Consider the following 8158-nt stretch of genomic DNA (forward strand, 5'->3'; position numbering starts at 1 on the left):
TGCCGCCCCGCACCGCCAGCACCACTTGTCTGCGCAGGTGCGCCTGCGTCGCCCGGTCAAGTTTGCGTCCGTCGATCTTCATCAATCCTTAACGCTGTACCGCACTATTTGGTGCACAGGTCAGTAAGTCTCATTCGCACCGCAGTCCGAACTTCTGGCGGGCCGCAGCCGCTTCCGCTTGCGGCTCCTTCGTCAGAAGTGCGCACATCGTAAAGTTTCCGACCATTCGCCGCTGGTTCCGGTCAACGTACGTCCAATCCACAATGTGCCCTTTCGGGAAGGTGTACCGCTGACCGGCTTTAACCTTTTTCACCAAACGAGGTTCGTTATCAATCCGACCCGAAAACATGCCGCTCGAGTCTTGCGTGAAATCTCCGACCCAGAAGTACTCTGTGTCTTCGCCCTCTCTAATTCCCACTTTCACCGCATAGTGAAGTGTGCCGGGCGCCGGCTCCTTGGCTTTTGAAAGAAATTCGTCGAAGGTAGCGCGCGCGCGTGCGAAGGCCTGTCGCATCGCTGGATCGTTGTCACTCATAAAAACGAGTTCATCGGCGCGGGCGCGATCCACGACTGTTTGCGCCATCGAGAGCGACACAAGCGCGAATGAAGCAAGGCAAACGGCGAGTTTGAGCATGTGAGATTTAACGTGAAGATGACCGGACCACCAACATGAGCGGCGAAGCCGCAGCCTGCTGTTGTGGGTCCGCGTCGATTGATATGTTATCCATCACGTCGCGGACGTCGGAGGCAAACACTGACGAGCCTCCGCGATCAAGTACTCAACCAGCTCCACTGGCACGTTTTCCTCGAAACATGAAACGAAAAACTTGCCCGTCTTGTCCGAATAGAAGACCTCAACGAGAGTGCGTCGCTTCTCACCTCCCAGGAGGTCCGCTTCCAGGAACATGCCGTCTCGCTCGATGTCGCTCCCGCGCGTGAATCGGTATTCAGAGCCCGCGATATTCACAAATTTCCTTGTGACGGATAACGTGAAGATGACCGGACCACCAACACGTGCGGCGGAGCCGCCTCCTGCTGTTGTGGGTCCGTGTCGATTGACATGTTAAGGGGCGGCTGCATACACAGGACCGTCCATATCGAAGTGTTCATCGACCGAAATTCCAGTCATCCTCGCTGCAAGTTCAAGCACTGTCCACTCGCTGTGGAGTGGCCCGCCCTCGTGGGTGTCGCGGTCGACAAGACCTCCCTCCTCTGGGACGGCGTCTCCAATGTCCTCAAAGACTTTACCTTCCGCCTCGATCCACTTGCGCAGAAGCGTGCCGTTCTCATGAATCTCAAACACAACACCGCCAGAGGTACTCTGCGTAAACCAGAAAAGGATTTTCCGCCCGTGCGACTGCCCGGTGAGATCGTTCGATAAGTGCTCCATGCGAGGCAGCAACGCATGCGGGCTGCCGAGAATGCAACTCCATGAGCCGTCGGCTGCGCCGATACGAAGGCCGTCCTCCACGTCGAAGCCCTTTTCGGCGTGCTTGACCGGCGCGCTACCCGCCTTGATGAGACCAAGGCGTTCAGCAAGGTCTTTTCCCACGCCAGCCTCTGACACGTAAATCGCTCCAGCGCTCAGACCCATGCTCTTCTGCCCTTTAACGTGAAGATGACCGGACCACCAACATGAGCGGCGAAGCCGCAGCCTGCTGTTGTGGGTCCGTGTCGATTGACAAGTTATGGGGCAGGACGGCCTTTTTGCACGTGCTCATAATTTGTCTCGCGATACCCATGCCCATAGTTTGCCGCACCGACGCTGGCAAGCCAACTCGCCCGAGTACTGCGCCTCCTCCAATTTGAGGAGGCCGCGGCGCGAAGGCCAACGAATGGGGAGACTCGGCCGGAGATGTCGGCAGGCCAAGGGCTTGGATGGCGGCGCCGCGACTCGCCCGAGCACCAGGGCGGAACCCCCAGAAAAGCGCAGCGGTCCGAGTGCATGGCAACGATTGACGCCGTTTGTGAGATCGCGAAGCCGATCGCGTGACAGCTTCGCGTACCACTGCCTTCACCCCGCCCTATAACGTGAAGATGACCGGACCACAACAACTTGCGGCGAAGCCGCAGCCTGCTGTTGTGGGTCCGTGTCGATTGACATGTTATGTGACGCCTTGCTGGCCGATGCCAACCAAGCTGGCAATAGTGAAGCTGCTTGCAACGAGTGGGCTGGGCATGGACGTAGTGAGCAAACCGATATGGCCTCACTTTTCCGCAAACCCTGCCTTGCGCCAACTTGTATCCGGCCGCCGCCCCAGGTGGCGGCCGGGCGCCCGCGAACGTGTGTACCCCCTGAAGTTGTGACCACCGCACACCGACCCCGATGCGCTCTGCTCAGACTCAGGGAAGTGAGGGGCCTACCTGCACCAAGCTCACCCATGCGCGACACGCCAACTCGCCCGAGCATGAGGGTGCCGCCCCCAGAAAAGTGACTGCGGCGCCCGCGCGTGGTTTTGCGACTGCGGCGCTCGGCCGTGGTTCTACGTGCGATGCGCACACGCGCGGTAGCCGACGTGGCAACTCGGGCCGACAGAAACGATGCTGCTCCCAGAAAAGCGAAGGACACACGCGCCCAACGAACCGAGCGCGGTTCGGTACCCGACGCGAACAGCAGAAAGCTACCCACGCGGCTCCCCCGTCATATAACGTAGACGTAACCGGCGACCGCGGAAAGGCGCGACCGCAGGGAGCGGACGCTCGCGGGCGTCCGTGTTGACGGGCATGTTATACGGCAAGCCGTCCAGTGCTAGACTGAGCCCCATGAACGCGCGCGTGGACCACATATTGGACGAGGCTCTGGCACTTCCCGCCGATGAGCGCTCGGCAGTTGCTGTTGCATTGCTCGACAGTCTGGAAAATGCCGACACCGCCTCGGTATCCGAAGCCTGGCGCGCCGAAATCAAACGCCGCCGCGACGAATTGCATGCCGGCAATGTGCGCGCCGTTCCGTGGGCTGAAGTAAAGCAGCGCTTCCGCTCGCTGTGACTCGCTTCACGATAGTCGTCCTTCCGGACGCGGAAGCGGACATGCGCGATGCCTTCCTTTGGTACTTTGACAAGAGTCCACTCGCAGCCGACGCGTTCGGCACGGAAGTGGACGCTGCAATAGACGGTTTGGAACAAACTGCGGGCGACTGGCCGAAGGATGAGGATGGAGTTCGCTTCTATCACCTCAAACATTTTCCATTCACCCTACGATATGAGATAGCCGGAAGTGAAGTGACGGTACTCGCCGTGGCTCACCAACGCCGCGAACCGGGCTACTGGGACCGTCGCTGAGCGCGGCCAGTTTTCTTGCCGTATAACGTGAAGATGACCGGACCACCAACATGAGCGGCGGAGCCGCCTCCTGCTGTTGTGGGTCCGCGTCGATTGACATGTTATCTTGCATCGCCCATCCCCAAGACCGCGCGCAGCTCGTCGATGTTTGGCTCCGGCGAGTCCACGTCGAATAGATCCTCAGAAATTCTGCGCTTCGCATCCCAGACCCCAAAGATGATGGGGCGTTGAATTTGCGCGTAGAGGGTTCCCGCAAACGCCGCGATGCGCTCGACATCTGAAAACCAGTTGGGCGGCTCTTCGCCCGGATCGGGCAACGCAAAGTTGACTCCAAGATCCCAACTCGGAAGGTCGTCAGCACGCAAGTCAGGCGTGCGTGCATGCGGCTGATTCACAACGACGGGCGGGGCCAGTCGCCAGCTGACGGAGCGAACAAACTCGGCCCACCGAGCTTCGACCATCGGAGCAACCTCTGCAAGGTCGCCGCCTTCAACGTAGACGTAGAGCGTGTGAAGCGGCCCGCTCATGCAAGATAACGTAGAGATGACCGGACCACCAACATGAGCGGCGAAGCCGCAGCCTGCTGTTGTGGGTCCGTGTCGATTGACTTGTTGTACGCAGCCGTGGCGGCCATAGCCGACCAACTCGGCACGCTCGGGTGCGACCTGCGCAAGGAATGCTGGCACGAGAAAGGCGGCATGGCCCCACTTTGCCGCAAACCCCGCTGAACGCCAACCTCCAATGTGTGGAGGCGAGCCAGCCAGAATGCCTGCAGGCTGGCCGCCAGCACGCGGGGATTCTGCACGCCGCGTGTTCGCCCAGATGCAGGTACGCCGACTCGCCAGGGCGACGAAACGCCACCCCCAGAAAAGTGAAAGCCTGACGCACGAAGGCTCACGCGAGCTGAGATGCCAGCCGCTGCGGCTGGCGTGGCGCGTGCGATGGCCTTCGACATGCTATGCACGCAGCGCCAATGCCGTACAACGTAAAGATGACCGGACCACCAACATTTGCGGCGAAGCCGCCTCCTGCTGTTGTGGGTCCGTGTCGATTGGCATGTTAAGTCTCACGTCGCGCCCTCGAAGAGACGCGTGTTGGCTCGGAAGAACCTGAGGAGCGCTTCCCAACGTGTGTCTTCGTCCGCGTACGGATTCTCGACGGACTGGTAGGCATCGCCCGCTGCTTCGTCATTCGACGGGTCGGCGATCACGGAGGCCAAGGCCGCTCGTAGTGCATTGGCCTCCGTAGCGAGGCCAATGCGCTCGTAGGCGCCGATAGCGAGAAGCAAAAGGTCCTCGCCGGCGTTCGTCAAAGCGGTCCAGCCATTAAATTGGTAATCATCCTCAAGCCAGAAAACGGGATAAGCCAGGCGAAAGCCTTCTGGAAGGTGATCAAGACCTTCGTCATGGACTTCTTCCATCATGAGAGGGAGGTAGCCGAGTGCCTCGAAGAAGATGTCGTCATCCTCAATTTTCCAGAACGCCAGCGGGAACGGATCGACCTTCTCCCGCGCTGGGTAGTGGCGATACATGTAGGTGCGCAGACGTTCGAGCGACGGAAGCACGGAAGGGTCGAGCGTCATGATGAGATTTAACGTAAAAATGACCGGACCACCAACACGAGCGGCGAAGCCGCAGCCTGCTGTTGTGGGTCCGCGTCGATTGACAAGTTAGAGTGATCAGTCGCCATCGTTGCCATTCTCAGTGCCGACGCCAGTTGCTTCCCCTCTCGCGCGGCCGTGCTCCTCTTCCCGGTCGTTGTTCAAGGCGTCACCACCTGTCGACGCGCCAAAAACTTGGGCGAGAAAGAAATAACCGATCAATGCGATTCCCACCATGAATCCCGCTATCACCGCTAGCGATTGTGTTGCCGCCCATTCACGAAAGTTCGGCCCGCTCACGAGAACGCCAACTACAGCGCCCACTGCAGCGCCACCGAAAAGGCCGTAGCTCCTGTATCGGCGAAGGATGTCTTTGGATGATTGAGTGCTGTGCGGGTTCATCGAGCGCTCTAACGCAAAAATGACCGGACCACCAACACGAGCGGCGGAGCCGCAGCCTGCTGTTGTGGGTCCGTGTCGATTGACATGTTAAGGCGCAGCGTCACTTCTTGACACACGCGTCGCGATAGTAGACTGGACTGAACCGGACAGGGACTCCCGCGTTCTTTGATCTGACGTCGCCGGCCTTCGCCCGAATAGAGCCGGCGCGTTGCTCATCGCCAGACCGCGAGACCGCTATCGCGTGGTCATCAAGAAGGTTGGCGAATCCATTAGGGTCCAGCTTAAGCACGCCAAGCCTCTCAAGTTCAGGAACGACTCGTTCGTAGTATGCAGCTGACTCAGCAAAGTTGCCTTGGTCGTACGAGAGGCGCGCGAGTTCCGAGAGTCGCTTTGTGACGTTACCCGGACCTGGAGCCGGTAGAGCCTGCTCCAGACTAAGCGCTTCAAGAAGTAGTTCTTTGGCGCGAACAAAGTCGCATGTATATCCGGTCATTCGAGCAAGGTCATAGGTCGCGGCCGAAACGTATTCCGGACCAAGGCCAGCAGCCCGAGCCTGTCTCAGAACCTTATCGAAGGCATCTCGCGCTCTCACGTAGTCACCTGCAAACTCGGCACGCAATCCCTGGTCATAGATGCGGTCCGCGGCTCTCCTATCTGAAGCCCAGACAGGCGTTGCCAATAGTGCGACGAGTGCAATCAACCTGGCGTGCATATGCGCTTTAACGTGAAGATGACCGGACCACCAACATGAGCGGCGGAGCCGCCTCCTGCTGTTGTGGGTCCGTGTCGATTGACAGGTTAGGGCGCATTCTTTTTCCTGGCGATCTGAAGCTTTGCAATTTCCCACAGCAAATTCAGACCGACAAAGAGCATTGCAAATACCGCTCCAACGATGAGAAGAATCTCCAAACGGGTTGGCGGCGTGTCAGTTCGCGCAAAATTCACCAGTACGCCAGCGTAAAACATCAACGCGAGGAGACTCGCCAGTATTTCCATGTGACTTCTGGTGAAGATCGCCTTGGCCTTGGCCGCCAGAGATTTAGCCGCTGAAGCGTTCTTCGCCAATGAGACGAGCCAAGTGACGACTTCTTTCGCCACGACGCTAACGATCGCGGTGATTGCTATGGTTGCGATTTGAGTTTTGTCCATATCTATATCTGATTCACGGGCTGGCGTGGATGGGTTTGAATGCGCTCTAACGTGAAGATGACCGGCGCACAACAGATTGCGGCGAAGCCGCAGCCTGCTGTTGTGGGTCCGCGTCGATTGACATGTTAAGCGGCACTCTCACCACGGAGGGCCAAGCGCGACACTAACCAGACGCCCACAAGAATAGCCGCGGGGTAAACGATCAGTTCGAACCATGACATGACTATGATTCTCGGTTCGCTTTTCCCAGCATAGTGCAAGAGATCACTGATGCGGATGACAACGACCGGGGCAGCAATGCAAAGCGCGGCGAGCCACGCACGCCCAGCATAGAGACGAACCAAGGGCCACGATGAAACGAGAGCAGCAGCGACCGAACCTACGAAGGCAGCGCTCATCATCTCGAGGTACGGCCGTGGAACGACGCGCGGGAACAAGTAACCCGCGAAGTGCTGGGAGGCGTAGGCGAACGCCGCGAATGCCAATGCAAATAGCACGGGAAGCGCGGCTACCTTGGCGAGCGTGCGCATGTGCCGTTTAACGTAGAGATGACCGGACCACCAACACTAGCGGCGAAGCCGCCTCCTGCTGTTGTGGGTCCGCGTCGATTGACATGTTATCCCTCAGATCGCAGCCGGTGCGCCACATTGGATCGAACGTCCGAAACTGAAACATCGTAGCCGGTGAGTCTGGGTCCCGACCAGTTCACTCCGACTCGAATGCGCTCTTCCTCAAGAAGGGCTAGCGTCTTCGCCAGGAAGTCCGGCAATGAAATTTCTTCAATGACGTGATTCGCGTACTTCGAGTGCTCCGCGCGCACACGCTCAACGCGGGAACGGCTTGACCAGAAAGGGACGACATCGCTGCCGTCGATGCGCAGCACGGGAAAGCTGTCTTCTTCCAAGAGCGTGAACACCAACTGCTTGGCGGCGACCTCAGTGTAGAAGGCCGTGGCGTGAAGAGCGGACGCACTCATGAGGGATAACGTGAAGATGACCGGACCACCAACACAAGCGGCGGAGCCGCAGCCTGCTGTTGTGGGTCCGCGTCGATTGACATGTTAAGGCGCACGCCGACTGGACGCGACCTTCCTGACGTCGCGGAGGTACTGCTCTAGCTGATCGTTGCCCTTCACGTAGGGGCGCGTTCCTGAGCAAATGTCCACCTCCCCTTCGGTCGATATGAAAAAGACGTACGAGGTGCCCACAGCTATCGGCACGCCGCAGTCGCCCGAGCCGTGCCCAGTTACTACTTGCGATGGTCGACCGTCGCGACCTTTAACTACTTCAATCAATTGGAACGACGCGGCTACGCCTCCCCAACCAGGGGCACTGAGGCGTGAGTTGACTTCCTTCGTCGCGACGACACGGCCCACAACTACGTGCTGCGCATGAGCAACGTGTTCGCGCAACGTCGTACGTGTGATGCATGAGCATGCGAAAGCGCTGCCTGCGAAGGAGACCGCAAGGGCCACGGCGACAAGAAGGATTCGGGCGAACTGGAACATCCGACTCTGCGCTTTAACGTGAAGATGACCGGACCACCAACATGAGCGGCGAAGCCGCCTCCTGCTGTTGTGGGTCCGTGTCGATTGACAAGTTACTGACCTGTGCACCAAATAGTGCGGTACAGCGTTAAGGATTGATGAAGATCGACGGACGCAAACTTGACCGGGCGACGCAGGCGCACCTGCGCAGACAAGTGGTGCTGGCGGTGCGGGGCGGCA

The 8158-nt window shown here is 59.0% G+C and carries 11 protein-coding genes; 2 read left to right on the forward strand and 9 right to left on the reverse strand.

The window, feature by feature from the left end; all coding sequences use genetic code 11:
• Positions 1-130 precede the first annotated feature (130 nt).
• Positions 131-634 (reverse strand): YegJ family protein, encoded by a 504-nt coding sequence (locus EEB15_RS32500; protein WP_141514142.1) that lies wholly within the window; start codon positions 632-634, stop codon positions 131-133.
• Between the two features lie 429 nt (positions 635-1063).
• Positions 1064-1552, reverse strand: coding sequence for a hypothetical protein (locus EEB15_RS32510; RefSeq protein WP_141514143.1), 489 nt, complete (start codon positions 1550-1552; stop codon positions 1064-1066).
• A gap of 1211 nt (positions 1553-2763) precedes the next feature.
• Here EEB15_RS32510 and EEB15_RS32515 point away from each other — a divergent pair.
• Positions 2764-2988 (forward strand): addiction module protein, encoded by a 225-nt coding sequence (locus tag EEB15_RS32515; protein WP_141514144.1) that lies wholly within the window; start codon positions 2764-2766, stop codon positions 2986-2988.
• On the forward strand, positions 2985-3281 hold the full coding sequence (locus EEB15_RS32520; RefSeq protein ID WP_255466388.1) for a type II toxin-antitoxin system RelE/ParE family toxin: 297 nt from the start codon (positions 2985-2987) through the stop codon (positions 3279-3281). Before EEB15_RS32515 ends, EEB15_RS32520 begins: the two co-directional genes overlap by 4 nt.
• A 101-nt stretch (positions 3282-3382) precedes the next feature.
• On the opposite strand, the gene EEB15_RS32525 is transcribed toward EEB15_RS32520, so the two are convergent.
• The 7 genes from EEB15_RS32525 to EEB15_RS32555 all read right to left on the reverse strand — a co-directional run bounded on the left by EEB15_RS32525 (position 3383) and on the right by EEB15_RS32555 (position 7408).
• Entirely contained in the window at positions 3383-3808 is a 426-nt protein-coding gene (locus EEB15_RS32525; RefSeq protein ID WP_141514145.1) for a hypothetical protein, read from the reverse strand.
• A gap of 539 nt (positions 3809-4347) precedes the next feature.
• The gene (locus EEB15_RS32530) at positions 4348-4863 is read right to left on the reverse strand and encodes a hypothetical protein (RefSeq protein WP_141514146.1); all 516 of its coding nucleotides are present in this window, start codon (positions 4861-4863) and stop codon (positions 4348-4350) included.
• 96 nt (positions 4864-4959) lie between these two features.
• Positions 4960-5283, reverse strand: a complete 324-nt coding sequence (locus EEB15_RS32535) for a hypothetical protein (RefSeq protein ID WP_141514147.1) — start codon at positions 5281-5283, stop codon at positions 4960-4962.
• 100 nt (positions 5284-5383) lie between these two features.
• Positions 5384-5995, reverse strand: coding sequence for a hypothetical protein (locus tag EEB15_RS32540; protein ID WP_141514148.1), 612 nt, complete (start codon positions 5993-5995; stop codon positions 5384-5386).
• An 86-nt stretch (positions 5996-6081) separates the two neighbouring features.
• Positions 6082-6432: a hypothetical protein gene (locus EEB15_RS32545; protein WP_141514149.1), complete on the reverse strand. Its 351-nt coding sequence runs from the start codon at positions 6430-6432 to the stop codon at positions 6082-6084.
• Between the two features lie 125 nt (positions 6433-6557).
• Positions 6558-6962, reverse strand: coding sequence for a hypothetical protein (locus tag EEB15_RS32550; protein WP_141514150.1), 405 nt, complete (start codon positions 6960-6962; stop codon positions 6558-6560).
• Between the two features lie 86 nt (positions 6963-7048).
• Positions 7049-7408, reverse strand: coding sequence for a DUF2750 domain-containing protein (locus tag EEB15_RS32555; protein ID WP_141514151.1), 360 nt, complete (start codon positions 7406-7408; stop codon positions 7049-7051).
• Positions 7409-8158 lie beyond the last annotated feature (750 nt).

Source organism: Ramlibacter sp. WS9, from assembly GCF_003797765.1.
Lineage (GTDB): Bacteria > Pseudomonadota > Gammaproteobacteria > Burkholderiales > Burkholderiaceae_C > Ramlibacter.

Bases quoted from the DNA above. Each gene is read 5' to 3' on its own strand.
- EEB15_RS32500 (WP_141514142.1), bottom strand. From the start codon at position 634: ATGCTCAAACTCGCCGTTTGCCTTGCTTCATTCGCGCTTGTGTCGCTC.
- EEB15_RS32515 (WP_141514144.1), top strand. From the start codon at position 2,764: ATGAACGCGCGCGTGGACCACATATTGGACGAGGCTCTGGCACTTCCC.
- EEB15_RS32525 (WP_141514145.1), bottom strand. From the start codon at position 3,808: ATGAGCGGGCCGCTTCACACGCTCTACGTCTACGTTGAAGGCGGCGAC.
- EEB15_RS32530 (WP_141514146.1), bottom strand. From the start codon at position 4,863: ATGACGCTCGACCCTTCCGTGCTTCCGTCGCTCGAACGTCTGCGCACC.
- EEB15_RS32535 (WP_141514147.1), bottom strand. From the start codon at position 5,283: ATGAACCCGCACAGCACTCAATCATCCAAAGACATCCTTCGCCGATAC.
- EEB15_RS32540 (WP_141514148.1), bottom strand. From the start codon at position 5,995: ATGCACGCCAGGTTGATTGCACTCGTCGCACTATTGGCAACGCCTGTC.
- EEB15_RS32545 (WP_141514149.1), bottom strand. From the start codon at position 6,432: ATGGACAAAACTCAAATCGCAACCATAGCAATCACCGCGATCGTTAGC.
- EEB15_RS32550 (WP_141514150.1), bottom strand. From the start codon at position 6,962: ATGCGCACGCTCGCCAAGGTAGCCGCGCTTCCCGTGCTATTTGCATTG.
- EEB15_RS32555 (WP_141514151.1), bottom strand. From the start codon at position 7,408: ATGAGTGCGTCCGCTCTTCACGCCACGGCCTTCTACACTGAGGTCGCC.